The sequence below is a fragment of the Streptomyces deccanensis genome (assembly GCF_022385335.1).
GTDB lineage: Bacteria > Actinomycetota > Actinomycetes > Streptomycetales > Streptomycetaceae > Streptomyces > Streptomyces deccanensis.
Genome location: NZ_CP092431.1, coordinates 4,976,028 through 4,989,791 on the forward strand (window position 1 = coordinate 4,976,028; position 13,764 = coordinate 4,989,791).

Consider the following 13,764-nt stretch of genomic DNA (forward strand, 5'->3'; position numbering starts at 1 on the left):
CCACCACATTCGCGAGCCGCTCTGTTATGCCCGTGTGCTCACACTGTGGTGCGGCTGTGAGTCCGATCGCCGACCTGTCGGCCGGTCACCAGGCCGTTCCCGTCGAGCGCGCCGGCGGCGTACGCGCCCTCGTGCTCGCCGTCGTACCGGGCGTCGTACCCGTCGTGCTGGGCGTCGTACTGGGCGTCGTCGAGCTCCCAGTTCGCGGCGTCGTCGAGCGGCGGTACGTCCCGGCCGAGGGCCGGCAGATGCACGGTGAAGACGGTCCTGCCGGGCACGCTGTCGACGGTCACGGCGCCGCCGTGCGCGTCGGCGACGGCCTGCACGATGGCGAGCCCGAGTCCGGTCGAGCCGGAGGCCCTGGACCGCGACGAGTCCCCTCGGGCGAACCGCTCGAACACGTGCGGCAGCAACTCCTCCGGGATGCCCTGCCCGTCGTCCTCGACGTCGACGCACATCCACGGGCCGCGCCGCTGCACACGTGCGGTGACGGTGGTGCCGGGTGGCGTGTGGGTCCGCGCGTTGGCGAGCAGGTTGACGAGCACCTGCTGCAGCCGCGCCGCGTCCGCCGACACGAGGGCGGGCGTGTCCGGCAGGTCGAGCCGCCAGTTGTGGCTCCGTCCGGCGACGCGCGCGTCGCTGACGGTGTCCACGACGAGGGGGACGAGGTCGGTCTGCTCGAACTGCAACGGCCGTCCCGCGTCGAGCCGCGCGAGCAGCAGCAGGTCCTCGACGAGCATGGTCATCCGCCCGGACTCGGACTCGATCCGCCCGAGCGCGTGCCGGGTGTCGGGCCCGATCTCCTCGCGGCCGCGCCGGGTCAGTTCGGCGTAGCCACGGATGGACGCGAGCGGCGTCCGCAGCTCATGACTGGCGTCGGCCACGAACTGCCGTACGCGCGTCTCGCTCTCCTGCCGCGCGTGCAGGGCGCCGTGGATGTGGTCGAGCATGCGGTTGAGCGCGGCGCCGACCTGGCCCACCTCGGTGTGCGGATCGGTCTCGGACGCCGGCACCCGCTCGTTGAGGGTGACCTCACCGGTGTGCAGCGGCAGTTCGGAGACACGGGTGGCGGTGGAGGCGACCTTGCGGAGCGGGCGCAGGGCCACGCCGATGAGGGCGGATCCGGCGATGGCCGCCGCGACGAGACCGGCGCCGGTGACGCTGAGTTCGACGACGATGAGGGCGTTGCGGGTCTTGGTGACGGAATCGGTCGGGAGGGCGACGTAGAAGTTGCCCCGATTGCCCTCGACGTACTGGACCCGGTATTCACCCAGGCCAGGGATGTCCACGGTGTGGGTGCCGGTCTTCGACACGTCGGCGAGAGCGGCCACCTTCTCGGCGCTCAGTGCGACGGCCGACATGCCCTCGAAGACCTCGCTGTCGGAGGTCTTCTCCTTGGCCACTACAGCTTTGGTGATCCCGCCGGAGGTACTCACCTGGGCGACGACGGTGTTCTCCTCGGTGCCGCCCTTCGTGACGAACCCGAAGGGGCCGCCCGGCAGGGGCCGGTCGTCGTCGCCAGCGCCCTCCGGCTTCAGCGGGCCGCCGGAGGCACGCATGGCGACCTCCGTCACCTGATCGTTGAGCTGGTCGTTCAGGCGCTCGCTCAACACGACCGTGGTCACCGTCCCGATGACCGCGCACACCACCGCGACCAACGCCACCACGGAGACGACGAGCCGCGTACGCAGTGTGCGCGGCTGTCCTCGCCTCAGCCCCGGCCGCGGCTGCCTCTGCGTACGCGTCCGCCGTCGCCCGCTCATGACGAGGCGGGCTTGATCAGATAGCCGGCCCCACGCCGGGTGTGGATCATCGGCTCCCGCCCGGCGTCGATCTTGCGCCGCAGGTACGAGATGTAGAGCTCGACCACATTGGCCTGGCCGCCGAAGTCGTACGACCAGACACGGTCGAGGATCTGCGCCTTGCTGAGCACGCGCCGAGGGTTCCGCATCAGGAACCGCAGCAGTTCGAACTCGGTGGCGGTGAGGTGGATGTTCGCCCCGCCGCGCGACACCTCGTGGCTGTCCTCGTCGAGCATGAGATCACCGACGACGAGCACGGAGTCGGAGCGGCGGTCGGCGGCACCGGACCGTCGGATCAGCCCGCGCAGTCTCGCCACGACCTCTTCGAGGCTGAACGGCTTGGTCACGTAGTCGTCGCCGCCGGCGGTGAGCCCGGCGATCCGGTCCTCGACCGCGTCCTTCGCGGTGAGGAAGAGCACCGGCACGTCCGGCAGCTCACGCCGCAGCCGGCCGAGGACGGTCAGCCCGTCCATGTCGGGCAGCATCATGTCGAGGACGACGGCGTCGGGCCGGAAGTCCCGGGCGGTCTGGATGGCGCCGGTGCCGTCCCCGGCACTCCGGATCTGCCATCCCTCGTAGCGCAGGGCCATGGACAGCAGTTCGGTGATCGACAGCTCGTCGTCCACCACAAGCACTCGGACGGGGCTCCCGTCCGGCCTCAGCAGTTCGGTGCGCCCCTGGGGCGAGGTCGTGGTCATGCTGGACACCTTGTCGGGGCCCCCTGAGAACACCCTTTCCGGAACCTGTGATTTTTCTGAGAAACACACAGGCGCCTCTCAGGGAACCCCTGGGAAGATCCCCGACTTCTCGGACACCACCCCCGCCGACCAGCAGGTCTCTCTCCGTTCCCACGGCGTTCCCCAGGCCCCCTCACCGAGGACCCACAGCCTCGCCACCACAGGACCGGGCCACGGGACCACCCGCCCTGACCCCACCTTTATGCAAGCGCCGTCATGATGCGCCCGCTCCCCACAACGCACACAGATCGCGACCGCCCGCCCTGCCCGCCGGGCTGCCGGGCTGCCGGGCTGCCGGGCTGCCGGGCAAAGCCCACCCCGGCTCTCAGAACAACCCGTCCTGCACGCTCCCGTCCCCCCGCCCCCTCAACTCCCGTACGGGCAGGGTGAGGACGTCACGAGGCCCCTCGCCGACGGGTCCGGTCAGCTCCCACCCGGTCATGAGCCGTGTGTCGAGGACGACGACTCCCCGTCCGGTGGCCATATGCAGATCGGGCCCGGCGACGGCGAGGATCTCTCCGCCCACGGCCCCGCCCGCGACCAGCTCGGTCACCGCACCGTCGGCGGCCGGCAACCCGTCGAGCCCGAACACCCCGAAGTGGTCGACGGCTCGGAAGGAGAGGCGCTCCAACGACTCGGGCCATCCCGCGAGTGCCTGGGCCCGCCCGTGCAGCTCGGCCAGTTCCCCGACGCGGTCCTCGACCGCCGGCAGATCGGCCCGCACGACCCGCTTCTCGGCGTACGGGATCCGATCGGGCACCCCGAGCGCGGCCCGCAGCGTCTCCTCCGAGCGGCGCGCGGCCATCAACGGCCCCCGCCCGAGCCAGCCGAAGCAGACGGCGCCCTGCTCCAACAGCCGCGCCGGTCCCCGCTCGACGGCGGTGATCCCCACCTTCACCATGCCGGGCCCGAACCACGCGAGGTACACGTGATACGGCCGCGGGTCGTCGGCGATCGTGTCGGCGGCCACGGAGTGCGCCCGGTCGAGCCGCACACACTCCTCGCACCGGGCCCCCGTACTCCGCCCGGGCACCTCCGCCCGCACCGGACACGGGTTCCCGCGAGCGCCGAAGCACGTCCGCGCGTCACCCACGACCCGGAAAGCCACGACCTTCCCCCGCGGCAGCGGACTCCCCCGCCCACCCGCCCATCTCAACGCCGGGGCCCCATCCTCGCCCCAGCGCAGCCCCGTACATCTCCACACACGTGCCATCCCTCACTACATTAGAGGGCAGCACTGACAACGCGTCCGCCCAACGACCGGGATGCGGACGTCGGGGACGCGACGGGGCGGGGCATGCGGGAGCGGCAGGGCTCGCCCCTCAGGAGCGAAACCCAACGGCCCTGTGTCGTCCTACAGCTTGCTCATCTTGCTGTACGGGCTGAGGATCCGCTGCCGCGCCGAACCGAAATCGACGAGCGCCGCGATCCCGTCCTCGATGCCGATCACCCGGCCGAGACCGTACATGTCATGTGTGACCTGGTCGCCCACCGCGAAGTGCTTGGGAGGCGGGGCGACCGGGGCCTTGAAGGGACTGGTGGGCAGATAGCGCTTCGGTGCACCTGGCTTTGTCATTGCGACCAGTATGCGCCACCGTGCAAGACCCCAGACTGGCTCGATCATCTTGATCTTCGCCACCACACCCCACGACACCCCACGACAAAGCCCCCTCCGGGATGATCCCGAGGGGGCTTTGACCTATGTGCACTCGGCAGGATTCGAACCTGCAACCTTCTGATCCGTAGGATCGGGCAAGACCCCAGGTGAGAGGCTGACGGCCTCTGATGTCGATCGCCCAGGTTAGCGATCATGCGTGTCTATGTGCCGTCGTTGCCGTCAGGACTGCCGTCAACCAGGACCCTGGCACCGCCTCCAACTGGCTGCACCCGTCGCACCCCACCACACCACTCTGGCTCCCTCGACTACATCAGTCTTCAGCGTGCGAACTGAACGGGGCCTCCTGCGAGTTACGACTTTCTCTGCTGGATTCAAGGCGGCTCGCTCCGCTCCCCGCGCGCAGGCCCGGCCCCCGGCCGGGCCTGCGCTCATGTCTCCGCCCCGCTCCAGCCCAGCCGGCGCCCGTGCTGCGCACAGCAATCAGCCGCTTGCAGTGAGAGAGCTACGTCGTGGCTGGGGCGTCGGCTCCACGGCTTTGCGGGGCCATGATCACTCGCGCCAAAGCAGCGCCACCCCAAAGCCGCTCCGCCGACCTTCACTCCGTACGCCCAGCTACACGTTCAATGTGATGTCGCATGGTGCGGTGATGTGCTAAAACGGAATATGGAGATTCCAGAGCTAGACGAGAAACTGCTGGCCCACCTCGTCGACGAACTGAACGACGATGGCAAGCGGGCGGTTAGCTTCCTGCGATCGGCCCAGGCCTTGACTGCTCTCGATGACAACTCCATCCCAGAGCACGGTTCGCTCATTGCCTACGCCTTGCGGGAGGCAATGAAGGCAATCCCCTCTTCACAGAGCACAGCCAGCAGCGGCGGGGAATGGAAAGTCTTGTCCCGCGAGGTTGTAGAAGCCAAACAGCAACTTCTGGCCGCTGCCGAACTAACCGATGAAGATAGAGAAGGTGCGATTCAACGCCTTTTTAATAAAGTCGATGCTCTCGACACCTTCCACAAGCAGGACGCCGTACACCAACGGCGCCTAATTGCGGTAATCGTAAACCGCACCGGCACCCAACCACTTACTGCTGGAGACGTAGCCCCAATCACGTCATACCAAAAGATATTGAGCCGCTTGGATAGAGGCCTACACGCCGGAATAACGATCAATGCAGCTAGAGACCTATGGCGCGACTGCGTGTCAATACTGCGGCAGCTCTTCACGCCTCCAGAGATCCGAATTGCAGAACTCGATGAATTGGCATCACTGCATTCTCCAACCTCTCAGGACGTTGAAAAGCTCAAACAGCTGATTGTAAGTCCTTACCATCTCCGCCGTTTCCTGGGACAGCTTAATCACCCTGCATGGCTAGAACTCCTTTTGAATACGAAGTTGTTGGATCCGCCCTCAGATGGTCAGGGATGGCCAATGTTTGCTGCAGTTGACAAGCTTAAGGATGGGCACGCCCGTCAACTGGCTGGCATCCTAGAAAAAATAGCTAGGAAGTTCATCCGCACTGAGACGGCCACTTGGTATCCCGCACGAGCTGCTCTCGACATCGCGGAACACGGACACTCGATCCTAAAGATTTGCCTGCAGAAGCATCCGCGATCGCCAGCCATATCGAGCTTTGCTGTGAGCTCGGCTGAAGCAAACCCCAATGCAGGCGCCTTCGTAGAGTTCGTCGCCAGTATTGTAATGAACCATTCCAATTGGTCTCACTCCCAGACCTACATCCAGAAATTCATGGACACCTATTGCTCTGGACTGAATCAAGATAATGGCTTGAAGCGTCTAAAAATTCTGGCATACAGAGTATCCGATGTGCCGGAAGAGGAGTTGACCCATGCCCTCTTCCTGATGCAAAATGCATCTTTGAGTGAATATAGCGCACAAGAAAGCGATCGCGGAATCCTTCCAGTGCTGTTGAAAGGATTGGTATCCTGCCTCAAGCAGCTGGTTGAGCTGTTTAACTCTGGTGATCTATTTACATCGACGAGCCCACTTCCCGCTGCCTTGAAGGAACGTGCTCGATCGTGGATTCTGGCGAACTCGCGGGATGTCGAAATTGGTTCGATTAATGACGAGCTAGTAGCGGCTATCGCAACGCGTGATCCACTTTCCGATGATGAGTTGCTGATACAGCGTGTGGTTGACGAATGCCCAGAGGAGTCATACGTATCCGTTTGGCAGAACTCGCTGGGGACTCCACCTGGGCTGCAAGAGTTGGGGACTGCCCTCGCCGAGCGGAATATGAACGACGAATGGCTTCGAGCCTATCGCTGGAGTGCCTTCCTTCCCGCCGAGGTCAGCGCACCTTGGGCAACCGTTGTAGCAGTGATCTCAGGCGCATATGGACCACCGGTAAAACACAAGGACCCTATTCGGGCAACGTTTGGTTTCGGCAGAAGTCCGATAACCAGCGAAGAACTGGGTGCCATGTCACCTCAAGATGCTGCGCAGTGGGTAGCTAGCTGGTCTCCCAGCAACGCTGAGTGGCTGGTTAGCGCACGCGAGCTCGGGAGAGCTCTAGAAGCTGCTGTGTCGTCCAACGCCGCAGAGTGGGCACGAGATCCGGTAGTCATTGCCAGTCAGCTTCGGCATCCGACATACATCGCCCATTACCTTCAGGGCCTGGCCAATGGTGTCTCCGCAGTACAGAATGAATCCGCCAGCAAGATAGTTGATTTGATCGAGCTGACTCGTACTCATCCGTGGCCGGTCGTGGCTCTGGGGAATAATGATTTTGATTATGACCCTACATGGCGACCGACGGAACATGCCGGTGTGTCTCTGATCAAGGCACTAGCGCAATCAAATATCGGCTTCGGTAATCGAGATGATTACGTCTGGTCCGTCCTGACAAGCGAGGTTGAAGACCGGTCTGAATCTTCCGGCATCATCTCGGACTCAGTCGATTACCTGGAAACCGCGATCAATAGGCCTTTCACGCGGGCCTTGGAGGCAATTTTCTCGGTAGTATCAATGGAGCGCAAAGCAGGTCTTATTCGACCAGATGGCCTGCGCATCATCGACTCGCAGTTGACGCTCACTGGCCGTGACGGTGCGGAGGCTCGCGCCATTATCGCACCAAGAGTTAGATTTATTGCATACGTTGCTCCTGAATGGCTTAATGCGATTGCGTCAAAACTCTTTGGCGACGAAGCCCCTTCGACCTTGGGGCAAACGGCTGTCGACCTTGCTTTGAAGTGGGGACAACCCTACGAATGGCTCCTCGAACATTATCGAAGTTCCATCAGGGATGCTGTTCGGAGAGGAGTACAAAACGCCCTCTCCCATTACATGATCGCCATGCTTTGGCGAGTTCAGGGTTACTCCCCTAGCGAGACCCTTGGTTTCCTCTCCGGAAGTGAGGGGGAGGTTTCTGAGGCAGGCAAGACGCTCGGACTCGTCCTGAGGGGCGAAGACGTCTCAGATGATCACGCTGCTGCTGCTATAGAATTCTGGGAACTCGCCGTAAGAGATCATTCAAATGAGTTGTTTGGATTTGGCTGGATGGCCGAAGTGAAGATCATTACAGATAGCGACTGGAGTCGCATAACACAAACCATGCTCACCTCCACTCGCGGAAAGATTGATTTGCCGCAATCTGTAGCTGAGCGGGCGGCAGGTCAAGAACAAACGACGGAAACTCTGGCAATACTTGACTCACTCGTTAGAGGACTCGAAGAGGAATGGGATCGGAGGGAAGTGGCCACGCATGCTCGAAATGCACTCCTTTCCGCTGGTTCACTTGCCGACACGGCTGAATACCGTCGGCTCCGCAATACCTTGCTAGAGCGAGGACTCATGGATTGATGGCTACGGATGCCCGATTCCAGGTTCCGGCATTCCGGGTCTGCACCACAGAGGCCGGCGAGGGGTAACAGTTCCGTGGGTGGAGCAGACTCCACTGCGTTGCTTGCAGGTTGAAGCCGTCGCTTGGCGGACGCACCCCGGCGGTGGTCAGTGGCCGGGACGCGAAGTTCAGCTACGGCCATGCCAGAGTCGTGCCAGTTGGTGCGGGGTACCACGGGGAACACCGGGGAACTCGGCAACCACTCGCCATCCGACGAGGCTACGCCGCCGCAGGTCAGCCCTCGAACAGGCCCTCAACACCCTTAGCCCCCCAAGCTGAGGCTTCGAGAACTCTTCCTCCTGGCGTTCGGCCGCTCCAACCGTGACACAGGACATCTCGTCAATGTGACGCGAAAAATGTCGAACTGACGCCCCCTTCCGCAGCAGTCTGAGATCCTGGAGTCCGATCGAGAGGGGCCGAAGGCATGGAGTGGAAGACCCACGGTGAGCGGCAGATCTACACGAACAAGTGGGTGAACCTGTGTCTGGTCGACGTCCAACAGCCTGACGGACGCAGGTGGGAGTACCACGTCGTTCGCCTCCGGCACCTGGCCGTGGCCGCCGTCGTCAACAACCGGCAAGAGGTGCTGATGATGTGGCGCCACCGCTTCATCACGGACTCCTGGGCCTGGGAGCTCCCCATGGGCCTGGTCGAAGAGGGCGAGTCACCCGAAGAGGCGGCGGCCCGCGAAGTGTTGGAAGAGACAGGTTGGCGGCCTGGCCCCATCAAGCCTCTGATCTACGCTGAGCCGGCCAACGGCATCACCGACTCTCAGCACCACGTCTTCCGCGCGGACGGCGCGACGCACGTGGGACCGCCCACCGAGAAGAACGAGTCGGACCGGATCGAGTGGATCCCGCTCAGCGAGGTGCGCGGGATGATCGACCGTCGCGAGATCGTCAGCAGCGGAACCCTCGTTGGTCTCCTCTACGTGCTCATGGATGAAGCGATCCGCTGACCGGTGGGAGCATCGCCCGTAGCCGTGCCTCGAAGGCCAGTGCTACGGGCTCCTGCCTGTGCGGGGCCAACTGGTCGTAGAACTCCCTGAGATGGCCGGACACCCGCTCGGAAGCCACCGCCGACGCGGACTCCAAAGCTTGCGTGGCGGTGCCGCACGCCTGGTCGAGCTTCCCTTGGTCCAGTTGCGTACGGGCCAGCCAGAAGGCGTGAAACGCCCGGCCCCGCTGGTTGGTGCGGGCCTCCCGACGCAGCGCATCCGCGATCAAGGGTTCAGCCGTCGCCGCCTCGCCCAATCGGCCGTGGGCAATGCCTGTGTCCACTATGAGCTTCAGTTCGTCGAAGTAGGTCACCCACGACGGGTCCGGGTCGCTCTCCTGGATCTGTTCGAACTGGCGGTGGGCTTCCCCGATGGCTCGGTGCGTCGCCGTGTGGCTGCCGAGCGTGGCGTGGGCGAATGCCTCGCGCATGGACAGCATCGACAGGACTCGCGGCGTCGTGCCGAAGGCTGAGCGGGCCTGGTCCTGGGCGGCGGTCACGAGTGCCAGGGAGTCAGCGGGCTTGTCCTGGTAGGTCGCCTGCAAGCTCATGCAGGCAAGGACGTTGGCCATGAACTGGCGGTCGTCGATCTCCTTGGCCAGTTGCAGGGCCTCGGTGAAGTACGCGCGAGCCTGGTTGTACTGGCGGGCGTCGAAGTAGGTCCAGCCAGTGAGGCGTGCCAGCTCGGCCGCGATCCCGTACAGGCCGTTCTGGATGGACGGCGGGCGGCTCTCCTTCAGCAGACCGACCACATAGCGGAGCTGGCCGACGACAGCCGGCCTCAGTGCCTCGCCACCGTGCTGGTCGTCCCGTCGCCAGTAGTCCTCGATGGAGGAGCGGAACGCTTCGAGCGTGGCCGCGCTGAGGTTGGTCCGCGTGGCCAACGCCAAGATGCTGTCTACGTCCGGGCCCGGGAGAGAAGCCGCTGACCGTTCCTCGGGTTCTGGCACGTGAGGTGCCTCGCGCTCGGTGACCGCGAGAGCCTGCGGTGTCTCCCAGGGGCGGCGGGCAAGTCCGAGCATGCCTCCTGGGATGCGCAAGCCGTCCGAGATGCGCTCGATCACGTCCATGTGGAGCAACTGGCGGCGCCCAGCGATTACTTCGCCGACCCGGCTCGGAGTCAGGTCACAGCGCCTCGCGATCATCGATGGGTAGATGCCCGCTCGGGTCTTCACCAGTCGGAAGACTCGGGCGAAGTCCCGCACCCGGCATGCGTTGATCATCTCGGGGTCGGTGAGCAGCCTGGCAGGTAATTCCTGCGGCCGGTCGGCGTCGGGCATCGGGCCAGCTCCCACACTGCGAGGGCTACGCAACGTCGCGGATTCTCTACTAGCCGCGATATTACCCAAGTTGGGTAATCAGCCTGGCCTTTTGGCAGGGGTGCCCTGATCGCGATGCTCCTCTCATGGCGAGCAATCAGCAGACCAGACCAGGCATCAGCGAGTTGGCGAAGGACCGTGCCACCGGACGCATCGGGGTCGTCATGGGTGAGGTCGGCGGCCGTGTGCAGATGCGGCCGGTCCGTGGTGGCAGGGAGTGGGATGCCATGCGGGGCGATGTGGAGGCGCTCAGCGCTCGGGAGGAGCTGAGCGTGCGGCTGGCCGCGAGGAACGGCAACAGTCGGGTCGGGCTGTGATGCGCGCCGTCGGCCGTTACGCCGGGGTCCTGTTCATCATCTGCATCAGCGGTTCGTGCGGATTGGTGATCGGTGTGGCCCTCGGCATCGGCCAGTAGACCGGCCGCCCCGAGCGGGTGCCGTTACGGCTCCCCCGTTCCCGTTCGGGGCCGGCCTCCAAGCCCGCTCGCGATGGTCTTCGAGCCGCGCTCGGTGATCGCGACGGCAGGTACGTGCCCTGCACCTCTCACACCAGGAGACTGCACATGACGGCAACAGCGAACGATCAGAAGACCGGTCGCGCGGTGGCGGGTGAGGAACTGTTCCAGAGCCTCACGCACTTCGTGATCACCCACAACGGGCAGTCACCCGAACGTGCCGAGCGGATCGCGGACCAGGCGGTCGCGTTCGTCGTCACGGCTGCCACCGCCACCGTTCCCATGGTCCCGTCCGACGACGTGGACCTCGGCCTCCACGCGCTCATCCTGCACACGAAGGAGTACGCCGGGCTGTGCGAGCGGTACGCGGGCCGCTTCCTCCACCACAACCCGAAGCCCGGCGGAGGAGCACGCGACCCTGAGAAGGTCGCCGCCTCGGCGCACGCCATGAAGGCGGCTGGGTTCATGGTCTTCGACGACCTGTGGACCGTGGACGGCACGAACCTCGCCCAGTGCGACTCGGACTGCGGCCGACCCTACGGTCAGGACTGACCCACGCAACAGCGGCGCGACCGGCCTCGACTCGTGGCCGGTCGCGTACGCCTGGAAGGAGAAACGACGTTGCCCGGCTCAACCGCTGAACTGCCGATCGTGGTGCTCGACGCGCTCATGCCCACGGCCCAGCGCCTCGTCATCAACCGCCGGGGCTCCACAGTCTGGGAGGTGCAGAGCCAACGGGGCCACTACGCCGTGAAACTCGGCTACCCGATCGAAGCCACCGCCGACTGGGCCGCCCAGCCCTGGACCGCACTCGCGCCGGCGCGCGAGGGCGCCGTACTGCACCGGCTCGGCCTCGACCTCGACGCGATCGCCTACGGCGAGTGGGAACGCGGGACGTGGAACTTCCAGCCGTGGCGCGAAGGGCCGGACCTGTACCGGCTGTGGGAACCCTGCCGTAAGCCGGACTCGTCCATCGCGCCGCACACCAGCGTCGCCCTGGGGTGCGTCGAAGCACTGGCGGAACTGCACGCGAAGGGCTGGGCACACGGAGACGTGCAACCCGCGCACTTCATCATCGGGCCCGAACGGACTCACCTGATCGACCTGGCCCTCGCCCGTGGCGGAAGCGTTCCCCAGGGGTACGACTTCCCGTTCCGCGGCTGCCTCGTCCACTACGAAGCACCAGAGATCTCCCGCAGCGTGCTCGCCACCGGGGAAGCCGAACCCACGCCGGAAGCCGACATCTACGCACTCGGCGCGTCCCTGCTCATCTCCGCCACCGGCTGGCGAGCGGTCGAGTACCCGGACGACGCTCCTCGCCCCGTGCAGAGAGAAGCCGTGGCGAACGGTCGACGCCGTGCCGTGAAGGCGCCCGGTGAGCTGGGCGAACTGATCGAAGCCATGCTCAGCCACGCGCCCGAGGACCGGCCGACGATCTACGAGGTGGGTAAAGCCCTGAGCTGATCCCAAACCCTGCGCGCCGTGGTTGCTCGTACGGCGGCGGGCCGACAACGACAGACCGGACCACCCCTCAGCCTGGACAGCATTCCGGGTGGTCCGGTCGTGGAAGCCCTGATCAGGACCCCGGTGCCGATGGTACCGGGGTGGTCGGCGTGCCCGAATACGGGTGCGGCCACAACCTCGGCTTCGTGTTGTCGAGTTGGAGAGGATCACCGGTGAAGTCCCGTCGAGGAACGCAGTTCTGGCCTCAGCCACCGAAAGTCAGCCACGGCGGCGGGCGCGCCGAACGAGCACCCGTCACGTGTGCCTCCAGCAACCCCGTGCGGGCCTCAGCCACGCTGCCCCAATACGTCACGGCCCGTGCTCCCGTCTGCCTGGGCGTTGTGAACGTAGGGATGGCACTCAACTCCGCGTCGTGCTTCCGGTGCGATACGGCGGGTGGTGGGACGGTGCGCTCGCCACCGGGGCGCTTCGGTCTGCGCCTCGCGCTCGGGACGGTCGAGGTGCTTCCTGCTCTGACTGTTCGTCTTGGTGGTGTTGCGCGCTGAGCGGCCGGGGGCCGCCGCAGCGGTGGCGGAGACAGGGAGCGGCGGCGGCCCGTGGCCGCCAGCGCGCGCGGACCGCCGAAGGCGGGCCGCCTTGATCCAGTAAAGAAACTCTGAACAGCACGCAGGGCAGTGGCCCAGCAACCTGAGAGAGGCACGGATGCCGTGGGCAGGGTCCGGCGGCTCGGACAGTGCGGCACGGAACAACGGCGCGGCAGCAAGCGGGGAGCGATGACCGAGCACATACCGGACAACGAAATGGGGTCGACCAGCATTCACGTCGGGAACACGGATCAGGTAGTCGCACTGATCGAGGAGATGCGGGCCATGGTCGTCCGCCTCAGCAGAGAGACCAAGGAACTGCGAGAGGCAGTGGCCCAGCTCAGGACTACGACTTCGACTGCTGCGCTGCCTTCAACTCCTCTACCTCACGGCGTAGTTCCTGATGATCAGCGCTAAGGGCACGGATCTCGTCGCGTAGCGATGTGAGGATGTCAGCGAGGTTGGCCCCGGCGGCTTCAGCGTCGTCGGGCCTTCCCTCTCCTGGCTCTGCCTGGCCTGGCTTCTGGCCCTTCTTCGACAAGTACCAAGCTGGCGCGGTGTAGTTCGCAGAGAACTCGCCCCCACCGTCATGGTCTGCGACGAAGCTCCCTCGGCCATGGATCGTGTAGATCAGGCCCTCGTCGCGCAGCACGTTGAGCGCGGACCTCATGGTCATGTTGGCCACGCCGAAGCGTTCCTGTAGCTCGCGAATGGCCGGCATCTGCTCGCCGGGCTTGATCCGCCCCTGCAAGATGTCGCGCCGGAGCTCGTCGGCAGCGTGCTGATACGGCGGCCGACGGTCCTGCTTGCTCTCTGGCGCGGGGCTCATGGCCCAAGAGTAGCGATTTCTAGCACCCCTAGCACACCCCACTGACATAGGTGGCCTATGTCAGTTGATACCTAGCACACTCGATTCACTTGACACTGCTAG

11 protein-coding genes are annotated in these 13,764 nt (G+C 65.0%); 5 read left to right on the forward strand and 6 right to left on the reverse strand.

Going from position 1 to position 13,764, the window contains the following annotated elements; genetic code table 11:
- Positions 1-38 precede the first annotated feature (38 nt).
- The 4 genes from L3078_RS22210 to L3078_RS22225 form a co-directional block, all read right to left on the reverse strand.
- A complete protein-coding gene (locus L3078_RS22210; RefSeq protein WP_239755731.1) occupies positions 39-1,763 on the reverse strand; it encodes a sensor histidine kinase in 1,725 nt (574 codons plus the stop codon).
- Positions 1,760-2,500, reverse strand: a complete 741-nt coding sequence (locus tag L3078_RS22215) for a response regulator transcription factor (protein WP_193241596.1) — start codon at positions 2,498-2,500, stop codon at positions 1,760-1,762. Before L3078_RS22215 ends, L3078_RS22210 begins: the two co-directional genes overlap by 4 nt.
- A 364-nt stretch (positions 2,501-2,864) precedes the next feature.
- Complete coding sequence (locus L3078_RS22220) at positions 2,865-3,752, reverse strand: DUF2797 domain-containing protein (protein ID WP_239755732.1); 888 nt, start codon at positions 3,750-3,752, stop codon at positions 2,865-2,867.
- Positions 3,753-3,893: 141 nt separating this feature from the next.
- Entirely contained in the window at positions 3,894-4,115 is a 222-nt protein-coding gene (locus L3078_RS22225; protein WP_033526723.1) for a hypothetical protein, read from the reverse strand.
- 705 nt (positions 4,116-4,820) lie between these two features.
- On the opposite strand from L3078_RS22225, the gene L3078_RS22230 reads away from it, so the two are divergent.
- Positions 4,821-7,976 (forward strand): hypothetical protein, encoded by a 3,156-nt coding sequence (locus tag L3078_RS22230; protein WP_239755733.1) that lies wholly within the window; start codon positions 4,821-4,823, stop codon positions 7,974-7,976.
- Between the two features lie 464 nt (positions 7,977-8,440).
- Positions 8,441-8,974 carry an NUDIX hydrolase gene (locus tag L3078_RS22235; RefSeq protein WP_239755734.1) on the forward strand — a complete coding sequence of 178 codons (534 nt, stop codon included), beginning with the start codon at positions 8,441-8,443 and terminating at the stop codon, positions 8,972-8,974.
- On the opposite strand, the gene L3078_RS22240 is transcribed toward L3078_RS22235, so the two are convergent.
- A complete protein-coding gene (locus L3078_RS22240) occupies positions 8,952-10,292 on the reverse strand; it encodes an NsdA family TPR-like regulatory protein (protein WP_239755735.1) in 1,341 nt (446 codons plus the stop codon). The two genes, L3078_RS22235 and L3078_RS22240, sit on opposite strands and share 23 nt — an antisense overlap.
- 125 nt (positions 10,293-10,417) lie before the next feature.
- Between L3078_RS22240 and L3078_RS22245 the strand changes: the two genes are divergently transcribed.
- The 3 genes from L3078_RS22245 (at position 10,418) to L3078_RS22255 (ending at position 12,249) form a co-directional block, all read left to right on the forward strand.
- Complete coding sequence (locus L3078_RS22245) at positions 10,418-10,648, forward strand: hypothetical protein (protein ID WP_193382243.1); 231 nt, start codon at positions 10,418-10,420, stop codon at positions 10,646-10,648.
- A gap of 245 nt (positions 10,649-10,893) precedes the next feature.
- The gene (locus L3078_RS22250) at positions 10,894-11,337 is read left to right on the forward strand and encodes a glycine-rich domain-containing protein (RefSeq protein WP_239755736.1); all 444 of its coding nucleotides are present in this window, start codon (positions 10,894-10,896) and stop codon (positions 11,335-11,337) included.
- Between the two features lie 117 nt (positions 11,338-11,454).
- Positions 11,455-12,249 (forward strand): protein kinase family protein, encoded by a 795-nt coding sequence (locus L3078_RS22255; protein ID WP_420864180.1) that lies wholly within the window; start codon positions 11,455-11,457, stop codon positions 12,247-12,249.
- 930 nt (positions 12,250-13,179) lie between these two features.
- On the opposite strand, the gene L3078_RS22260 is transcribed toward L3078_RS22255, so the two are convergent.
- Positions 13,180-13,662, reverse strand: coding sequence for a GntR family transcriptional regulator (locus tag L3078_RS22260; protein WP_239755738.1), 483 nt, complete (start codon positions 13,660-13,662; stop codon positions 13,180-13,182).
- Between the last annotated feature and the right edge of the window lie 102 nt (positions 13,663-13,764).

What these genes read in the sequence shown, in the direction of transcription:
- L3078_RS22210 (WP_239755731.1), bottom strand. Translation starts at nt 1,763, where the DNA reads ATGAGCGGGCGACGGCGGACGCGTACGCAGAGGCAGCCGCGGCCGGGG.
- L3078_RS22215 (WP_193241596.1), bottom strand. Translation starts at nt 2,500, where the DNA reads ATGACCACGACCTCGCCCCAGGGGCGCACCGAACTGCTGAGGCCGGAC.
- L3078_RS22220 (WP_239755732.1), bottom strand. Translation starts at nt 3,752, where the DNA reads ATGGCACGTGTGTGGAGATGTACGGGGCTGCGCTGGGGCGAGGATGGG.
- L3078_RS22225 (WP_033526723.1), bottom strand. Translation starts at nt 4,115, where the DNA reads ATGACAAAGCCAGGTGCACCGAAGCGCTATCTGCCCACCAGTCCCTTC.
- L3078_RS22230 (WP_239755733.1), top strand. Translation starts at nt 4,821, where the DNA reads ATGGAGATTCCAGAGCTAGACGAGAAACTGCTGGCCCACCTCGTCGAC.
- L3078_RS22235 (WP_239755734.1), top strand. Translation starts at nt 8,441, where the DNA reads ATGGAGTGGAAGACCCACGGTGAGCGGCAGATCTACACGAACAAGTGG.
- L3078_RS22240 (WP_239755735.1), bottom strand. Translation starts at nt 10,292, where the DNA reads ATGCCCGACGCCGACCGGCCGCAGGAATTACCTGCCAGGCTGCTCACC.
- L3078_RS22245 (WP_193382243.1), top strand. Translation starts at nt 10,418, where the DNA reads ATGGCGAGCAATCAGCAGACCAGACCAGGCATCAGCGAGTTGGCGAAG.
- L3078_RS22250 (WP_239755736.1), top strand. Translation starts at nt 10,894, where the DNA reads ATGACGGCAACAGCGAACGATCAGAAGACCGGTCGCGCGGTGGCGGGT.
- L3078_RS22255 (WP_420864180.1), top strand. Translation starts at nt 11,455, where the DNA reads ATGCCCACGGCCCAGCGCCTCGTCATCAACCGCCGGGGCTCCACAGTC.
- L3078_RS22260 (WP_239755738.1), bottom strand. Translation starts at nt 13,662, where the DNA reads ATGAGCCCCGCGCCAGAGAGCAAGCAGGACCGTCGGCCGCCGTATCAG.